Origin of the sequence: Mesorhizobium sp. WSM4935 (assembly GCF_029625735.1) — a bacterium.
Classification (GTDB): domain Bacteria; phylum Pseudomonadota; class Alphaproteobacteria; order Rhizobiales; family Rhizobiaceae; genus Mesorhizobium.
The window spans coordinates 662561-679306 of sequence record NZ_JARTVR010000001.1; the positions used below are offsets into that span (position 1 = coordinate 662561).

The following is a 16746-nucleotide window of genomic DNA, read 5'->3' on the forward strand; positions in this document are numbered from 1 at the left end:
CCGTTCGCACTTTTCCTGGAATTGCTCTATTCGGCTGCCGTTCGCATCTCGAAATCCGCTGCCGCATCGACGATCGGCGTGTCGCGGCGGTAAGGCCGCCAGCGAAGCTTCTCGCCGATTTCGCGTGCCAGCTTGTGGCCGCTATGCACCGCATGGGCGATGGCGCCGGGCGCCAGCGTGTCGCCGACGCGATCGACGCTCCGGATGCCCGCCGCCGCGAGCACGTCCGCTCTTTCGCTCAGCGCTTCGAACAACTCGTTTCGCGGCAATCGCAGGCCGACGATCAGCACCGAGCGGCAGGCGATGCGGTTCTCTTCGCCAGTGAACAGATGCGCCAGTGTTGCCGTCTCGCCATCGAAGGATTTCAGCAGATGCAGCGTCGTCACCGGCACGTTGCGGCGCGCCAGCGCCCGGTGCACCAGCGGCAGCTCGTTGGTCATGATGGTCCATCCCGACGCTTGGCCGGACGGTGTCGCATAGTTGACCGGAATGCCTTGCGCGGCCAGATGCTCGGTGAGGACGCCGCCCATGTAGTAATTGTCGAAATCGAAGACCAGCGTCGGCCCTTCAGGAAGCTTGCCGGCGGCGATGTCGTCGGGTGTGAGCACGTCCGCATGGTCGAGACGGCCGACGGGGATCTCCATCGAGGAATAGAGCATGTTCGTCCAGCGCGCGCCGGTCGCCAGCACCACGCGCTCCGGCGCCAGGTCGATGATCTCGTCGGCGCCGAGCGCGCTTTCGGGATAGAGCGAGACATTGCTCATCTCGCCGATGCGGCCGAGGCGGTATTCGACGACACGATTCCAGGCCGACAGCCCTGGCAATGTCTTCTCGAAGGTCAGCCGTCCGCCGAAGCCGCGGCTGGCGTCGGCAAGCATCACCTCGTGGCCGCGGCGGCCGAGTGTCATGGCGCATTCGAGCCCGGCCGGTCCGCCGCCGACAATGAGGATGCGTTCGGGCCTGTCGGCGCGCCCGGCGCGCTCGGGATGCCAGCCGCGCCGCCACTCCTCGCCGGCGGTCGGATTCTGGGTGCAGCGCACCGGCACGCCGTCGTGCCAGCTCGAAATGCAGATGTTGCAGCCGATGCATTCGCGGATCTCGGCCTCGCGGCCCTCGCGGATCTTGGCCGGCAGGAAGGGATCGGCGATCGACGGCCGCGCGCCGCCGATGAGGTCGAGCACGCCGCGCCGGATCTGCGACACCATCGTGTCCGGCGAGGTGAAGCGCCCGACGCCGACCACCGGCTTCTTCGTCAGCGACTTGACGAAATCGATCACCGGCTCGTGGCTGCCTTCGCCGGTGAAGCGCGACGCCGAGCAATCGGTCGGGCTGGAGTCCATCTTGACGTCGAACAGGTCGGGCAGGTCGGCCAAAAGTTCGATCAGCTCATGGGCTTCCGAGGGCTGGTTGCGGCCAGGCCGGCCGCGCAGCTCCTCAAGGCTGACACGAAGCGCGACACCGCAATCCTTGCCCACGGCGTCCTTCGTCACCTCGATCATCTCGCGCACGAAGCGGACACGGTTCCCGATCGAGCCGCCATATTCGTCGACGCGATGATTGTATTCCGGCAGCAGGAACTCGTAGCCGAGATAGCCCATCCCGGCATAGACATAGACGATGTCGAAGCCGGCCGTGCGCGCCTTGCGTGCCGCTTCGGCCTGGCATCTCAGCACCTCGCGGATGTCGGCCTTGTCCATCGTCTTCGGCCTCAGATTGCCCATGAAGCCGACATGCGTGGCCATCCACGGAATGCCGGATGGCGACAGCGGCGGCAGGCGGCTTGTGCGGTTCATCACCGAAGCGCCGCCATGCCATAGCTCCACGCCGGCAAGCGATCCATGGCGGTGCACGGCTTCCGTCATCAGCGCGTGAGCGCGGATGTCGTTGTCGTCCCACAGCGTCGCGAAAGGCAGCGGCGCATCGTCCGAAGTCGGATCGATCGAGCAAGCACCCGTGCAGATCACGCCCCATCCGCCTTCGGCCTTGGCTTCGCGAAACGCCGCGCGAACGCGCGGCAGCGCGTTTGTCATCCCGCTAGCATGCGGCACCTGATAGAAGCGGTTCGGCGCGGTGACAGGCCCTATTCTTACCGGCTCGAACAGGATTTCGTAACGAGGGTTGCACGGCATGGCGGCATCTCGAATGCACTGTTGAACGATCGTTCAACAACGTAATCGAGATCGTTCTGGAACGCAATGGCCAAAGCGAGCCGTCCTTCCAGCCTGGCGCGCATATGACGTCCATATGCCAAATGGCGAGATCCGGCAGGATCACCAACGGCCCGGCGAAACCGACAGTTCGTCATCGGCGTCAAACTGGAGCCGGACTCAAAGCGAGGCTTGAAATGCATGTATGATCGGCACCGTCATGTCGATCCGGCCGATCCTTGCGTGTTCATGTTCTACGAGAACTGGCGCTCGAAGGACGACCTCGAGCGGCATTTGGCGATGCCGCATTGGAAGCCGCTATTTGGACGCCTTGACGATCTGGTCGCACGTCCGACGTCCGTCGTTTCGTGATGTTGAGCCGAACGGCGACGTGAAGCAGCGTCGCCAATTATAGCTCAAGCCTGATCGTCACGCCGGCTTGTCGTCAGGATGTCCAAGCTCGCAGAACCAGCCGCCGAGATATTTCACCGACGGTTTGTTCGGATCGGGAACAGGGGTCTTCGCCTCGATGGCGGTACGGAATGGTTCGGCGCTGTCCTGCGGGACAAAGCCCAGATGGTCGGCGCCGCTGTTGTCGACCATCTTCAGCTTGTTGTTGGAAATGCCGAAGGAGATCGTATGGCCGACGCGCGGCGCGGTCAGCGACGCCTCGACCAGCCGCACGCAGTCGGCGAAGGAGAGGTATGACCACAGCATGCGCCGATCGGCCGGCTCGGGGAAGGACGAGAAGATGCGCAGGCACACGGTCTCGATGCCGAACTTGTCCCAATAGAGCCGGCTGAGGCTTTCGACGAAATTCTTCGACACGCCATAGAGGCTGTCGGGGCGCACCGGTGCGTCGACGCCGATATGCGCCTCGATCTCGTGATAGCCGATGGCATGCACCGAGGAGGCGTAGATGACGCGCTTCACGCCGTGTTTCCGGGCCCCTTCATAGATGTGGTAGGAGCCGCGGATGCTGGAATCGAGGATGGTCTGCCATTCGCATTCGAGCGGCGCGCCGCCGAAATGCACGATCGCGTCACAGTCCTTGGTCGCCGCGATGGTCGCCTCCATGTCGGCGAGGTCGAAGACCGCTTCCTCCTCGTGCGGCGCGAGATCGCCGAACGGCTCACGCCCTGCCAGGCGGATTGTCCTTGCCAGCGGCACCAGCCCCTTGCGCAGTTGCGAGCCGAGCCGGCCAGCGGCGCCGGTGATCAGGATACGTTCGTAATGCGGCATTCGTTTACTCCACGTGCGCGACCGCGGCGTTGATGCGCGCGATCGCTTCGCTCAGCACCTCTTCGCTGGTCGCAGTCGAGATGCGGAAAAAGGGCGACAGTCCATAGGCGACGCCGGGCACCGACGCCACCCGGCCTTCGCTCAGAAGATAGTTGGCCACGGCCGCATCGTCCTCCAGAACGACGCCTTTGGGCGTCTTGCGGCCGATCAGGCTGGCGCAGCCGATATAGGCGTAGAAGGCGCCCTCCGGCGGCGACAGCGTCAGGCCGTTGATCTTCCTGATGCCGTCGACGACCAGGTCGCGACGCCTCTCGAAGGCCTGGCGGAAGCGCGCCACCTCGTCCTGCGGCCCGTTAAGCGCGGCGACGGTGGCGGCCTGCGCGATCGAGCACACCGAGGTGCAGGACTGGCTCTGGATCGTCGACATCGCCTTGACGAGCGGTGCGGGTCCTGCCGCGTAGCCGACGCGCCAGCCGGTCATCGCATAGGATTTCGAGACGCCGTTGACGATCAGCGTGCGGTGCTTGAGTTCGGGACATGCCTTGCCGAAGGAAACGAACTCGCGCCCGTCGAAGAGGATGTGCTCGTAGATCTCGTCGGAGAGGACAAGCACATGCGGGTGCTTGGCCAGCACCGCGCCCAGCGCCTTGAGATCGGATTCTGAATACACCGCGCCGGATGGATTGCCCGGCATGTTGAGGAAGAGCCACTTCGTCCTCGGCGTGATGGCCTCCTCAAGCAATGCGGGCGTTAGCCGAAAGCCAGTGGTTTCTGGACATTCGACGACGACAGGCGTGCCGCCGAGCAGCTTCACCATCTCGGGATAGGAGACGAAATAGGGCGCCGGCAGGATCGTTTCGTCGCCAGTCTCCAGCGTGGCCATCAGCGCGTTGAAGATGATCTGCTTGGCGCCGTTGGCCACCACGATATCGTCGGCCGTGTAGTCCAGCCCGTTCTCGCGGCGGAATTTTCCCGCTATCGCTTCACGCACTTCGGGCGTACCGGCGGCAGCGGTGTAGAGCGTCTGGCCGGCCTTCGCCGCGAAATGGGCGGCGTCGATGATGTGGAGCGGAGTCGGAAAATCGGGCTCGCCCAGCCCGAGATCGATCACGTCCACGCCCTTGGCGCGCAGCGCCTTGGCGGCCTGCGAAGCCGCCATCGATGCGGAGGGTTTCACCACCGACAGGCGCGAGGCAACATAGCTCATCAATCGTTCTCCGAAATGTAGCCCTTGGATCGGTCGTTGGCCCGCGCGGCGGCGCTGCGCTTGGCCGGATCGCCATAGCCGCCGCCGCCCGGCAGCTCCAATATTAGCCGCCGGCCGGCGGGCACATGCTGCCAGCCCTTGGGGCGCATCTTCGTGCCGTCATCCAACTTGACCACGCCGGCGACGCCGGACTTGCCGCCATTGCGTCCGCGCGGCGGATGGTTGACGCGGTCGAACATGGCCGAGAAGTCGAACTCGTGGCCGTCGGTCGCGGCGATCTCGATGATTTGGCCCAGGCCGCCGCGGAATTCGCCGTCGCCGCCGGAATTGGGCCGCAGCTCCTTGCGCCAGATGACGATCGGACCGGTGTGCTCCGTCGCCTCGATCGGCATCGTGTGCACGCCAGACGGGAAGGCCGTCGCCGACAAGCCGTCGAGCTCGGGGCGGGCACCCATGCCGCCCGAGTTGAACATCAGCACTTCGGCGCGACGGCCGGAGCCACCGGCGACGGGGCGTGCCGAAATGTGGATGTTCCACAGCGCGCCGGCGCCTTCGGCAAGGATCCTGCCGGGCAGCGCCTTGGCGAACGCGCCAAGCACCAGGTCGGGAACCATGTGGCCGAAGATGTGCCTGAGCGCCACCGGCGCCGGCCGCACGGCATTGAGGATGTTGACGGGCGAGGACACGGTGAAGAAGGCGAGCGAGGCGGCATTGTTCGGAATGTCGGGCGCCACCATGCATTTCAGCGCGTAGCAGGCATAGGCCTTGCTGTAGATGATCGGGCAGTTGATGCCCCAGCGGCTCATCGGATCGGTGCCGGTGAAGTCGACCTCGACATGGTCGTCGCGCACCGAAACCGTAGCCGCGAGCTTAACGGGCTCGTCGTAGCCGTCGGTCACGAGCTCATTCGACCAGCTTCCCTTGGGCAGCGCCCCGATGCGTTCGAGCATGGCGTCGCGGGTGCGCGAGAAGATGAAGCCGCCGAGACCGTCGAGCGAAGTGAGGCCGATCTCCTTCATCATGTCGACGAGACGCCGATGACCGACCTCGTTGCAGGCGGCCAACGAATAGAAATCGCCGACCACCTGATTGGGCTCGCGGACATTGGCGCGCAGGATCCTGACCAGGTCGAGATTGACCTTGCCCTTCTCCGCGAACTTCATGATCGGGATCTGGATGCCTTCCTCATAGACCGACTTGCCGTCGGCGCCGAAGCCGCGGCCGCCGACATCGACGACATGCGCCGTGCAGGCGAAGAAGGCGACGAGCTCGCCGTTGAGGAAGGACGGCGATACCATTGTGATGTCGTGCAGATGGCCGGTGCCCAGCCAAGGATCGTTGGTGACATAGGTGTCGCCCTCGAACATCTCCTCGCGCGGGATCGCGTTCATGAAATGCAGCACGGCCTCGGCCATGGTGTTGACGTGACCGGGCGTGCCGGTGACGGCCTGCGCCAGCATCTGGCCGCGCGGATCGAACACGCCGGCCGACAGATCGCCGGACTCGCGCACCGAGGTCGAGAAGGCGGTGCGCAGCAAGGTCAGCGCCTGCTCCTCGACCACCGAGATCAACCGGTTCCACATGACCTGCATGCGGATTTCGCCAATATCGCTCATGCCTGGCTGCCTTTGCGGATCAGGAGGATCGCGCCGTCGCTCTGGATGACGGCATCGAAGCTGGTGGTGACGACGGTCGATGTCTCGCGCTCGACGATGACGGCCGGGCCCGCCACACGATCGCCCGTGCAAAGCGTGTCGCGCTCGGCGATGCCATAGCTGCGCGGCGCGCCGCTGACCGGATCGAACACCTCGCGGGTCGTTGTCGGTTGGCTGGTCTTCTTGCCCATGGTGAGCTCGTGCCGCGCAACCGCAGGCCGAACATCCGTTGCCTTCACCGACCAGGTAACGATCTCGATCTCCAGCCCGTCGAGCCCGTCGATGGCGCGGCCGAAGAAGCGCTGGTAGCTCTCTTCGAACAGCTCCTTGAGCTTGGCGACGGCATCGTCGCCGAATGGCGCATCGGCCACCGGCACGGGGATTTCCCAGCCCTGGCCGGCATAGCGCATGAAGGCGGTGATCTCGCAGACGATCTGGCCGCTGGCGCCGGTGCGCACAAAGCCTTCAGCGGAGGCTTTGAGATCGGCGAGCAGGGCGTTGACCTCGGCCGGCTTAAATTGCGACAGGCGCGTCAGCTTCGAGGCCAGCGCTTCGTAGCCGAACGGGGCCTTGAGGAAACCGATCGCCGACCCGACGCCGGCGCCGCGCGGCACGATGCACTGGTCGATGCCGAGCTTTTCGCACAGCCTTGCCGCGTGAAGCGGCGCGGCGCCGCCAAAGGCGATCATCAGATTGTCGGAAATGTTCTTGCCGTTCTCGACGGCGTGGACGCGCGCGGCGTTGGCCATGTTCTCGTCTACCACCTCGCAGATGCCGAAGGCGGTCGCCATGGCGTTGAGCGACAGGCGCTCGCCGACCTCGCGCAGGATGGCCTGTTCGGATGCAGCCGTATCGAGCCTGATCGCGCCGCCGGCGAAATTGTGTGGATCGAGCTTGCCGAGCACGAGGTCCGCGTCAGTGATTGCCGGGCGGCTGCCGCCGCGGCCGTAGCAGGCCGGGCCCGGCTCCGATCCCGCGCTCTCGGGCCCGGTCTGGATGCGGCCCATGGCGTCGACCCAGGCGATGGAGCCGCCGCCGGCGCCGATCTCGATCATCTCGATGACGGGGATCGAGATCGGCATGCCCGAGCCTTTCGAGAAGCGGTAGGTGCGCGCCACTTCGAAGGTCCGCGCGGTGCGCGGCGCATAGTCCTCGATCAGGCAGATCTTGGCAGTGGTTCCGCCCATGTCGTAGGAGACGACCTTTTCCAGTCCGAAGCGCTTAGCGATGTCGGCTGCGAAAATGGCGCCGCCCGCGGGTCCGGACTCGACCAGCCGCACAGGGAATTCCGAAGCGGTTTCCACCGAGATCAGGCCGCCGCCGGAGTGGATCATGAAGACGGGGCATTCGGCGGCCATGTCCTTCAGCCGCGTCTGCAGGCGGGCGAGATAGTCGGCCATCTGCGGCCGCACATAGGCATTGGCGCAGACCGTGTTGAAGCGCTCGAACTCGCGCATCTGCGGCGAGACCTCGGCGCTGATCGAGATCGGGATTCTAAGCTTGCGAGCAAGCATTTCGCGCGCGCGGCGCTCATGGTCCGGGTTGGCGTAAGCGTGGATGAAGCCGATCGCCACCGAGCCGAAATTGCCGGCAGCGATGCGGTCGGCGATCTCCTCAAGCGCAGCTTCGTCGAGCGGCTGCAGTTCCTGGCCTTCCGCGCCTATGCGGCCCTTGACCGTGAAGCGGTCCTCGCGCGGGATCAGCGGTGTTGGCAGCTGCAAGTTAAGGTCATATTGCTCGAAGCGGTTTTCCGTCCGCATCTCGATCACGTCGCGAAAACCTTCGGTCGTGATCAGGGCCGTCCTGGCCCCGCGCCGCTCGATCAGCGCGTTGGTGGCGAGCGTCGTGCCGTGGATGATGATGCCTATCTCGGCCGCCGAAATCCCGGCATCGCGGATGACGACGTCGATGCCATCCAGGATCGCCTGCTCGGGCGCCGAATAGTTCGTCAGAACCTTGGTCGAGAATATCGTTCCCCTGACATCGAGGGCGATGTCGGTGAAGGTGCCGCCGATGTCGGCGCCAAGGCGGATGTCGTCTGATCTGGAGGTCATGCCTTGGCTTTCTGGGAAGCGAGCGCGGCGTCGCGCATCTGGGAAAGGGTCTGGCGAGGCGTCAGCGCTTCGGGTGAGATGGCGATGTCGAGGACGGCGCCGGTCGCGGATTGCAGCGCGCGCTCGAATGCCGCCGCGAAATCGCCGGTGGCCTCGACGCGCTCCGCGTGGAAGCCGTAAGCCTTCGCCAGCGTCACGAAGTCGGGGTTCTCGAGCGAGGTGCCGGAGACGCGAGCCGGATAGTTGCGTTCCTGATGCGCACGGATGGTGCCATAGATGCCGTTGTTGATGATCAGCACGATCGGCTGAGCGCCCGCCTGGATGGCGGTGCCGAGTTCCTGGCAGTTCATCTGGAAGTCGCCGTCGCCGGCAAAGCAGACGACCGTGCGCTTCGGATAAGCGACCTTGGCGGCGATTGCCGCCGGCAGGCCGTAGCCCATGGCGCCGGACTGCGGCGCGAGCAGCCGGGCCTCAGGCCCGAACTTGAAGAACTTGTTCGGCCACACCGTGAAATTGCCGGCGCCGTTGGTGAGGATGACGTCGGCCGGCAAGGTCTCGCGCAGCCAGGCGCTGACCGCGACCATGTCTACGGGACCGGGCTGCACCGGCGCGGCAAACGTTCCCTCATAGGCCTTGCGCGCCGCAGCGCGCCACTCGGCCCAGCCACCCTTCACCGGCGTCAGCGCCTTGGCGAAAGCATTCGGGCCGGCATGGACGCCGATCGCGGGCACGTAGATCTTGCCGATCTCGCGGTCGGAGCCGTGCACATGGATCAGCTTCTGGCGCGGCACGGGCACGGAGAGCAGCGTGTAACCGTCCGTCGTCATCTCGCCGAAGCGGACATTGACGGCGAGGATCACGTCCGCGTCGCGGATCAGGTTCTCCACATGCGGCACCATGCCGACGCCGGCCTCGCCGACGAAGACCGGCGAATGGTTGTCGAACTGGTCCTGATAGCGGAAGGCGGCGACGACCGGGATGTCGGAGGCTTCGGCGAAGGCCTTGAGCGCGGCGCGTCCGTCCGCCGTCCAGTTGGCGCCGCCCATGAGCAGGACAGGCCTCTCGGCCGCCGCCAACATCTTGAGCGCAGCAGCAGTCGCCTCCTGTGCCGGCGCGGCTTCGAAAATCGCTGCGGGACCGCTCAGCGGCACGGATTCGGTCGCGGTGGTCAGCATGTCTTCCGGCAACGCGACCACGACGGGGCCGGGCCTTCCGGTCAGGGCCGTGGTCCAGGCCCGCGCCACGATCTCCGGGAGGCGCTTGACGTCGTCGATCTCCACCGCCCATTTTGCGACCGTTCCATACACTGCCCGGTAGTCGATTTCCTGGAAGGCTTCTCGGCCCTTCATGTCGGTGCCAACCTGGCCGACGAACAGGATCATCGGCGAACTGTCCTGCATCGCAGTATGCACGCCGATGCTGGCGTTGGTGACGCCAGGCCCCCGCGTCACGAAGCAGATGCCCGGCGTGCCCGTCAGCTTGCCGTACGCGGAGGCCATGAAGGCAGCGCCGCCTTCATTGCGGCAAAGCACATAGTCCAGCTTTCCACGCGTGTCGTGCAGCGCGTCGAGAACGGCGAGATAGCTTTCGCCGGGTACGCCGAAGCTCTTGGTCGCGCCCAGGGCGATCAGGCACTCGACAAGAAGGCGACCGCCATTGCGGACCATGCTTCGACATCCTCTTAAGCGGCGGCAAGCCAACCGAGCCCGCCTTTCGGATTTATACCTGCACTGTGGCCGGCCGGCGCGAAATCAAGAAATGCGGTCCATTCGAAAGTTTTTCTTTTCTATGAAATCCGCACCAAAACACCGGGGTTCATCGTGCCTTGCGGATCGAATGCGCGCTTGAGCTGCGCCATGAGAGTGCGCTCGGCGGAACTGCGATTGCGGTCGGCCATGGCGATCTTGGCGCGGCCGAGCCCATGCTCGGCAGCAAAGCTGCCGCCCATGTCGGTGGCCAAAGCGGCCAGCGTCTCGGCGAATGCTCCGGCCTTGCCGTCGAAATCGGCGCGGCCTTCCGGCGGCGACAGATTGTAATGGATATTTCCGTCGCCGAGATGGCCGAACGGGTTGATCCGCACGCCCGGAACAATGTCGTGGCATAGTTTCGCGCCCGCCTCGATGAAACGCGCGATCGCGCCCGGCGGCACGGAGATGTCGTGCTTGAGCTGCTCGCCCTCCAGCCGCTGTCCCTCCGGCTGCTCCTCGCGCAACCGCCAGAACTGCGCCCGCTGCGCGCCCGAACTGGCCAGCGCGCCATCCACGACCAGGCCTTGCTCCATGCCCCATTCCAGCGCCGAAGCCAGGATGTCGTCGAGGGGAACGCGCGTCGAGCCCGACGCCATCTCGACAAGCAGATAGGCCTCGCCGCGCGTCTCCAACGGATAGGCGAGGTCTGGAAGATGCTTGAGGGCGAGCGTCAGGCCGACATCCGAAAAGAATTCGAGGCCCGCCAGGAATTCTCCGGCCTCGCCGCGCAGAAAGGCACCGAACGACACGGCGGCGGCGAAGTCGGACATCACCAGCAGCGCGCTCGCCTGCTGCTTTGGCGTGGGATGGATCCTGAGGATCGCGCGCGTCACGATGCCGAGCGTGCCTTCCGAACCGCAGAACAGCTTGCGCAGCTGATAGCCGGCATTGTCCTTCTGCACCGCGCGCATTCCGTCCCACACCGTGCCGTCCGCCATGACGACCTCGAGGCCTAGGACCAGATCCTGCATCATGCCGTACCGGAATGCTTGGCTGCCGCCGGCATTGGTGCCGATCAGGCCGCCGATCCTGGCGCTGCCTTCGGCTCCCAGATGCATCGGGAACATCAGGCCGTGCGGCTCCAGCGCCTCGTGCAGGGAGGCGAGGACGACGCCTGCCTCGACCGCGATCGAGCCGCTCTCCGGATCCGGCTCGCCGATTGCCGTCATGCGCGACAGCGAAACGATCACCGCGTTTGCCTGCTCGGCGACGGCGCCGCCGCACAGGCCGGTGTTGCCGCCTTGCGGTACGACTGCCAATCCTGCCTGCCGGCAAGCCTTGACGACCGCCGCAACTTCGGCCGTGTTCGCGGGCCTGGCAACGCCCAAAGGCGCGACGCCATAGCGGTTCAGCCAGTCGCGATGATAAGGCTCGGCATCGGTGCCCGAAAGCCAGCCTTTCGGTCCGAGAATCTCGCGCAAAGCGGTGACGGGGCCGGTCATTGCGTACCTGCGATATGTGACACGCCGCGTATAGACAGCAGCGGCGCCTGGCTCAATGACCCAGCACCTGCGACAGGAATTGCCGCGTGCGCTCGTTCCGGCAAGAGGTGAAGAACGCCTCCGGCGGCGCCTCCTCGACGATCTCGCCGCCGTCCATGAAGATGACGCGGTCGGCGACGCGGCGGGCGAAGCCCATTTCGTGGGTGACGCAGATCATCGTCATGCCCTCGGAAGCGAGCGTCACCATGACGTCCAGCACCTCCGCGATCATCTCCGGGTCGAGCGCCGAGGTCGGCTCGTCGAACAGCATGATCTGCGGCTGCATGCAAAGCGCGCGGGCGATCGCGACTCGCTGCTGCTGGCCGCCGGAAAGCTGGCTCGGGAACTTCATCGCCTGCTCGGGGATTCGGACCTTCTCCAGAAAGCGCCTGGCCGTCGTCTCGGCTTCCGCGCGCGGCCGCTTGCGCACGATCATCGGCGCGATCATGCAGTTCTCAAGCACCGTCATGTGCGGGAACAGGTTGAAATGCTGGAACACCATGCCGACCTCGCGCCGGATCCCGTCGATGTTGGCGACATCGTCGTTGAGCTCGGTGCCAAGTACCGTTACGCGGCCGCCGTCATGCTGTTCGAGCCGGTTGATACAGCGGATCAGCGTGGATTTGCCGGAGCCGGACGGACCGCAGATGACGATCTTTTCGCCGCGCTCGACGGAGAGGTTTATCTTCCGCAACGCGTGGAATGACCCGTAATGTTTGTCGAGGCCTTCGATGCGGACGGCCGGGCCGGATGAGAGCGTCGAATCCATGCGCGTCTCCTACCGTTCGCCGACCGACATGCGGCGCTCGAGGTAAGCGCCGTAGCGGGACAGGCTGAAGACGAAGACGAAATAGATGAAGGCGATGAAGGCATAGACCTCGACATAGGCGAAGCGCCATTCGCCGGTGCCGTAGGCGGCGTTGCCGGAGGCCAGGATTTCGAAGAAGCCGACGATCACCACCAGCGAGGTTTCCTTGAACGAGATGACGAACTGGTTGATCGTCGCGGGCAATGCGTTGCGCATCGCCTGCGGCAACACGATGCGTCCGATGCGCTGCCAATAACTCATGCCGAGCGCCATGGCGGCTTCTTCCTGTCCTGCCGGAACACCCTGCATGCCGCCGCGCACGATCTCGGCCTGATAGGCGGAGAAGAACAGGGCGGAACCCAGGATCACCCGGTAGAGTTTGTCGCCCTGCAGCCATTGCGGCAGGGCGAAAGGCAGAACCACGGCAAATGTGAAAAGGATCGAGATCAGCGGAAGCGAGCGGACGCCATCGATGATGAGACCGGTGGTGCGCGATATCCAGGGCAGGTCCGAGCGGCGCAGCAGCGCCAGGCAGATCGCCAGCGGGAAGCCGATCAGGCAAGTGGTGACGAAAATGAAGAGGGTGAGCGCCAGCCCGCCCCAGGCCTCCTCGCCGACATAGGGCAGGCCGAGCACGCCGCCCTTCATCAGCACGTAGTAGAGGCCTGTTCCTGCGCTCCAGACGAGGGCGATGCGGCGGCCGGTCCAGAAGGCCGGCATGCAGCTCAGCACTGTCATGACCACCACGCTGACGCAGGCAAGCGCCGAGCGCCATTGCTCCTCGAAAGGATAGAGGCCGAACAGGATGATCCGCCACCGGGCGGCGATGACCGACCAGCAGGCGCCGGCCGCCGCCTGGCAGGCCTCGGGCCCGCCGCCAGTCGTGAACACGGCCGAGAAGACGGCCCAGTCGAGCAATTTCCAGACGATGAAGGCCATGAGCGTCAGGGATATCAACGACAGCAGCGCCTGAAGCGGTGTCGCGAAGAAGCGGCGCTTCAGATCTTCGAGCCTGCCCGGGGCAGGGGGAGCGACAACGATCATCTCCATCTCTGTCATCCCCTCAGTTGATTGCCCTTGAGGGCGATGGCCTTGTTGATGCGGTTGAACACCGCGGCGAGGCTGAGATTGATGGCGAGGAAGCCGGCCATCAGAATGCCGATCACCTCGAGCGTCTGGCCCGAGTGGTTGATCGTCAGCGCCACGATCATGAAGAAATCGGTGAAGCCCACTGCAATGCCCATCGTGGTTGCCTTCATCAGCCAGACATACTGGTTGGCGAGGATCGGCAGCATGGCGCGCAGCGCCAGCGGCAGCCTGACCAGCGTGAAGACGCGCCAGGGGCTCAGGCCCAACGACAGCGCCGCTTCCATCTGACCCTTGCCGACCGCCTTGAAGCCGCCGCGCACGATCTCGGCGATGTAGGAGCCCCCATAGATGGCGATGGCGATGGCCAGCGCGGAAAATTCCGGCGGAATGCGCATGCCTCCCTTGAGATTGAGGCCCTGCAAGGCGGGGAAGTCGAGCAGCGGCAGATCCGGCAGGCGGCCGACCGCGAGAATGACGGCGGCGCAGGCCAGTGCCGCCGCCGCGCCGGCGAGCTGGATAATGGAGCGTTCGCCAAACGGCTGATTGAGGCGGGGTGTCCGGCCAAGCCAGACCGGCAGGGCGATTGCCGCGATGACGGCAAGCATCGCTGCGGCCAGCGCCGTTCCGCCGACATTGGGAATAGGCACGTAGAGACCACGGCTGGTCAGCAGCATGCCGAAAGCCTCATGCGCGGCGCGCGGCGTCGGCAGATGCGTGATGACCGCATACCAGAAGAAGACCTGCAGGATCAGCGGGATGTTGCGGAAGATGTCGACATAGGTGCGGCCGAGCAGCCGCGCCAGTTCGTTGGACGAGGTCCGCGCCAGGCCCACAATCGTGCCGACGATCGTTGCCAGGACAAGGCCGGTGGTTCCGAGGAACAGGGTGTTGATGATGCCGATCAGGAAGAACCACCAATAGGGATCGTTCGCGGTGGCCGGCAGCAGCGAGAAGTTCACGTCCCAGCCCGTCGACTTGAACAGGAAGTCGAAGCCGGAGGTGATGCCTTGCTCGGCGAGGTTGCGCCTGGCGATCATCACGCAGGCAAGAACCATTGCGGCAAGTGAGCCGACGAAAAGGACCTGCAACAGCGTGTTGCGGACCTTCTGATTTCTCAGCAGGCTGACCATCAGGATATTCCCGAATTGGCGCCGGCTCCGCCGGGCAGGCAGCCGGGCGGAGCTCAAAGCGGATGCGTTAGGAACGGATCAGTCGATCACCAGGGGGTCAATCGATCACCAGCGGGAACAGGACGCCGCCATTGCTCCACAAATTGGTCAGCTCGCGATCCATCTTGTAGGGCGAGTCCTTGCCGAGATCGCGATCGAAGATCTCGCCGTAATTGCCGACCTTCTTGATGACGTTGTAGGCCCAGTCGTCGGAAAGGCCGAGGCCCTTGCCCATGCCGGGCGTGACGCCGAGGAATTTGGCTACCTGCGGCGAGGTCGGCTTGGCCTTGATCTCGTCGACATTCTTGGAGGTGATGCCTTCCTGCTCGGCGAAGATCAGCGTGCTCAACGTCCAGTTGGCGATGTCGACCCAGTTGTCGTCGCCCTGGCGCATGATCATCACCTCGGGCTCGACGGCGAGCACGTCGGGAAGGATCACATGATCCTCGACCTTGCTCTTGGCGATGCGGGCGATGGCGAGTGTCGGCCCCCACTGCGCATAGAGATCGCAGCGGCCGGAGAAATAGGCCTGCTCGAGCTCCTCGGTCTTTTCGATCAGCACCGGCTCGAGCTTGATGCCGAGCTTCTGGGCATAGGCGGCGACCTGCTGCTCCTGCGAGGTGCCGGCGGGAATGCAGATCGTGCCGCCATTGGCATCCTTGAGCGATTTCAGATTGAGCTCCTTGTGCGCCATCACCTTGGTCGTGCCGAGATAGTAGGACATCGAGAATTGCAGGCCGAGCTCGGTGTCGCGGCTGAGCGTGCCGCCGGACGCCTTGATGATGATGTCGACGTCGCCCGACTGGAGCGATGGCCAGCGCTGCGCCCAGCTGATCGGCACGACCTTCAGCTTCGCCGGGTCGCCGAACACGGCGGTCGCTACCGCCCTGCAAAGGTCGATGTCCATGCCCTTCCAGTTGCCCTTGTCGTCCACTTCGGCAAAGCCGAGATAGGAGCCGTCATGGCCGGTGCAGTTCAGAACGCCGCGCGCCTTCACGGTCTCCAGCGTCTTGCCGCCGGCGGCCTCGGCCGGCGCAGCCATATGAACGAGGCCCAGGGCCATGGCTGCGGCCCCCCATTTGATAATTTTCATGTCGGTTGTCTCCACTGTTGAGGTTCGTTTGTTCTTGTTGTTGGAGGTCCGAAACAGGTTCGGACCCCGGTTGCCGACCCGCTCCTAGTCGGTGAGCGGGATCGGTTTCGGCAAAAGCTTGAGGTCGCTTCCCCAATCCTGCTGGACGAGCCAGCGATGCAGGGCGGCGACCGCCTTTACGCGCAGATGGCCGCGCGGCATGACGAGGTAGAAGCCCGGGACCTCCTCGGGCTTCATGTCGGAAAGAGCGTCGCGCCCAAGCGGCGCAACCAGCGCACCCGACTTCAGGTCTTCCTCGGCGTCGATGACGGAGACGAGGCCGATGCCGATGCCCTGCAGGGTCGCGCGGCGCATGGTCGCCGCATCGTCGAAGCCGATGCTCCGATCACCTTCCGTGAGCTCGACGGCGAGATGGCGCAAGATGTCCGGCCAGAGACGCTTCGACTTGACGGTATCGAGCAGCGTGAACCGCGTCAGATCCTGCGCCGACTTGATCTTTTCGCCGATTGCCGGCGTGCAGCAGATGATCTTCGGGTCCGGAACAAGCAGCGTGGTCTCGTAGTCGGGCCAGTTGCCGTAGCCCCACTGCACGGTCATATCGATGTCGTCGCGCCCGAAGTCGGGCAGGTCCACCATCGTGGTCAGGCGAAGGTCCGCGCCCGGCAGGATCTCGCGGAAGAGCGAAAGCCTCGGCAGCAGATAATGCGTGGCGAAATAGGGGCTGGCATTGAGGTTGATGCGATCGCGGTAGTTGGACTTGGTGACGCGGCGCACGCCTTCGGAGAATTCGTCGAAACCGGCCTTGACGTAGTGCGAGAGCAGGATCGCCGACTCCGTCAATTCGATCGAACGCCCCTTGCGCTCGAATAAAGTGACCTGCAGCGTGTCTTCCAGGAGCTTGATCTGCTGGCCGACGGCCTGCGGCGTCACCAGCAGCTCATCCGCGGCCTGGCGGAAGCTCTTGTGCTGCACGACCGCGTGGAAGACGCGCAGAGCGTTGAGCGAAGGAAGGCGAAGCTTGCCGGTCATGGTGAATTCCGCCTCCTTTCGTTC

Annotated in this window: 13 protein-coding genes; 1 reads left to right on the forward strand and 12 read right to left on the reverse strand. The window is 64.8% G+C overall.

The annotated features are described in order from the left end of the window. Positions 1-26: 26 nt before the first annotated feature. The gene (locus P9273_RS03035; RefSeq protein ID WP_040994330.1) at positions 27-2129 is read right to left on the reverse strand and encodes an oxidoreductase; all 2103 of its coding nucleotides are present in this window, start codon (positions 2127-2129) and stop codon (positions 27-29) included. 219 nt (positions 2130-2348) lie between these two features. Here P9273_RS03035 and P9273_RS03040 point away from each other — a divergent pair, with 219 nt between their 5' ends. Further along, positions 2349-2519: a putative quinol monooxygenase gene (locus P9273_RS03040; RefSeq protein ID WP_278047550.1), complete on the forward strand. Its 171-nt coding sequence runs from the start codon at positions 2349-2351 to the stop codon at positions 2517-2519. Between the two features lie 57 nt (positions 2520-2576). Here the strand turns inward: P9273_RS03040 and P9273_RS03045 are convergent, their stop codons facing one another. The 11 genes from P9273_RS03045 to P9273_RS03095 form a co-directional block, all read right to left on the reverse strand. After that, entirely contained in the window at positions 2577-3389 is an 813-nt protein-coding gene (locus P9273_RS03045) for an NAD-dependent epimerase/dehydratase family protein (RefSeq protein WP_278047551.1), read from the reverse strand. A 4-nt stretch (positions 3390-3393) separates the two neighbouring features. Further along, on the reverse strand, positions 3394-4596 hold the full coding sequence (locus P9273_RS03050; protein ID WP_278047552.1) for a pyridoxal phosphate-dependent aminotransferase: 1203 nt from the start codon (positions 4594-4596) through the stop codon (positions 3394-3396). Continuing rightward, a complete protein-coding gene (locus P9273_RS03055) occupies positions 4596-6212 on the reverse strand; it encodes a hydantoinase B/oxoprolinase family protein (protein WP_278047553.1) in 1617 nt (538 codons plus the stop codon). The genes P9273_RS03050 and P9273_RS03055 overlap by 1 nt, the downstream gene beginning before the upstream one ends. Next, entirely contained in the window at positions 6209-8305 is a 2097-nt protein-coding gene (locus P9273_RS03060; protein WP_278047554.1) for a hydantoinase/oxoprolinase family protein, read from the reverse strand. Before P9273_RS03060 ends, P9273_RS03055 begins: the two co-directional genes overlap by 4 nt. Next, on the reverse strand, positions 8302-9972 hold the full coding sequence (locus P9273_RS03065; RefSeq protein ID WP_278047555.1) for a thiamine pyrophosphate-dependent enzyme: 1671 nt from the start codon (positions 9970-9972) through the stop codon (positions 8302-8304). The genes P9273_RS03060 and P9273_RS03065 overlap by 4 nt, the downstream gene beginning before the upstream one ends. Before the next feature lie 119 nt (positions 9973-10091). Further along, entirely contained in the window at positions 10092-11495 is a 1404-nt protein-coding gene (locus P9273_RS03070; RefSeq protein WP_278047556.1) for an FAD-binding oxidoreductase, read from the reverse strand. A gap of 52 nt (positions 11496-11547) precedes the next feature. Continuing rightward, on the reverse strand, positions 11548-12303 hold the full coding sequence (locus tag P9273_RS03075) for an amino acid ABC transporter ATP-binding protein (RefSeq protein WP_278047557.1): 756 nt from the start codon (positions 12301-12303) through the stop codon (positions 11548-11550). Between the two features lie 9 nt (positions 12304-12312). Further along, a complete protein-coding gene (locus tag P9273_RS03080) occupies positions 12313-13392 on the reverse strand; it encodes an amino acid ABC transporter permease (protein WP_278047558.1) in 1080 nt (359 codons plus the stop codon). A 5-nt stretch (positions 13393-13397) separates the two neighbouring features. Next, the gene (locus tag P9273_RS03085; protein WP_278047559.1) at positions 13398-14561 is read right to left on the reverse strand and encodes an ABC transporter permease subunit; all 1164 of its coding nucleotides are present in this window, start codon (positions 14559-14561) and stop codon (positions 13398-13400) included. Between the two features lie 97 nt (positions 14562-14658). Next, positions 14659-15693, reverse strand: coding sequence for an amino acid ABC transporter substrate-binding protein (locus P9273_RS03090; RefSeq protein ID WP_278047560.1), 1035 nt, complete (start codon positions 15691-15693; stop codon positions 14659-14661). An 84-nt stretch (positions 15694-15777) separates the two neighbouring features. After that, on the reverse strand, positions 15778-16722 hold the full coding sequence (locus P9273_RS03095) for a LysR substrate-binding domain-containing protein (protein WP_040994350.1): 945 nt from the start codon (positions 16720-16722) through the stop codon (positions 15778-15780). Between the last annotated feature and the right edge of the window lie 24 nt (positions 16723-16746).

Coding starts and splice junctions, on each gene's coding strand:
- P9273_RS03035 (WP_040994330.1), bottom strand. CDS start 2,129: ATGCCGTGCAACCCTCGTTACGAAATCCTGTTCGAGCCGGTAAGAATA.
- P9273_RS03040 (WP_278047550.1), top strand. CDS start 2,349: ATGTATGATCGGCACCGTCATGTCGATCCGGCCGATCCTTGCGTGTTC.
- P9273_RS03045 (WP_278047551.1), bottom strand. CDS start 3,389: ATGCCGCATTACGAACGTATCCTGATCACCGGCGCCGCTGGCCGGCTC.
- P9273_RS03050 (WP_278047552.1), bottom strand. CDS start 4,596: ATGAGCTATGTTGCCTCGCGCCTGTCGGTGGTGAAACCCTCCGCATCG.
- P9273_RS03055 (WP_278047553.1), bottom strand. CDS start 6,212: ATGAGCGATATTGGCGAAATCCGCATGCAGGTCATGTGGAACCGGTTG.
- P9273_RS03060 (WP_278047554.1), bottom strand. CDS start 8,305: ATGACCTCCAGATCAGACGACATCCGCCTTGGCGCCGACATCGGCGGC.
- P9273_RS03065 (WP_278047555.1), bottom strand. CDS start 9,972: ATGGTCCGCAATGGCGGTCGCCTTCTTGTCGAGTGCCTGATCGCCCTG.
- P9273_RS03070 (WP_278047556.1), bottom strand. CDS start 11,495: ATGACCGGCCCCGTCACCGCTTTGCGCGAGATTCTCGGACCGAAAGGC.
- P9273_RS03075 (WP_278047557.1), bottom strand. CDS start 12,303: ATGGATTCGACGCTCTCATCCGGCCCGGCCGTCCGCATCGAAGGCCTC.
- P9273_RS03080 (WP_278047558.1), bottom strand. CDS start 13,392: ATGGAGATGATCGTTGTCGCTCCCCCTGCCCCGGGCAGGCTCGAAGAT.
- P9273_RS03085 (WP_278047559.1), bottom strand. CDS start 14,561: ATGGTCAGCCTGCTGAGAAATCAGAAGGTCCGCAACACGCTGTTGCAG.
- P9273_RS03090 (WP_278047560.1), bottom strand. CDS start 15,693: ATGAAAATTATCAAATGGGGGGCCGCAGCCATGGCCCTGGGCCTCGTT.
- P9273_RS03095 (WP_040994350.1), bottom strand. CDS start 16,722: ATGACCGGCAAGCTTCGCCTTCCTTCGCTCAACGCTCTGCGCGTCTTC.